Genomic DNA, 449 nt, shown 5'->3' on the forward strand with positions numbered 1-449 from the left:
CACTTGCACCGACACCATAAGGGACATCAACCCCGTCCGCGATACGTGCCGATGCCACGACATTGTCATTGGCGAACGCATCGGTCTGCGCCAATCCGACGAGATCGCTAAGTGCCTTGGGCTTGAACGGCGGGGTGTCGGTTTGGGATCCACCGAACATGGCCACGCCGCCCTCGCTACTGTTCAGCGCGTTGCGATATTGTTCGAATGCGCCGTCGATCGTCGATTGCAGACCGCTCGTCTGGCCGTTGCCCAGCGCCGTGAGGATGCTTTGGCGGAGGTTCTCGGTAGACGTATCGATACTGGATAGCTGCGCATCATAAAGGCTCAGCGTCGTCTGCACGCGCTTTGCCACAGTCGTCTCCGCGCTCTGGCGCGCGAGCATGCTGTGCGCCGAAAGGTTGCGGACCGATTCACTGCCAAGGTCAGCGAAAGTATTGGCTTTCTTG

General features: G+C 59.7%; 1 protein-coding gene. It reads right to left on the minus strand.

Annotated elements, in window-relative coordinates; all coding sequences use genetic code 11:
* The coding region (locus AACY08_RS29720; RefSeq protein WP_339472664.1) for a hypothetical protein at window positions 1–449 on the minus strand (449 nt) is incomplete at both ends.

The organism is Pseudomonas sp. EL_65y_Pfl1_R83 (genome assembly GCF_963970695.1).
Lineage (GTDB): Bacteria > Pseudomonadota > Gammaproteobacteria > Pseudomonadales > Pseudomonadaceae > Aquipseudomonas > Aquipseudomonas tritici.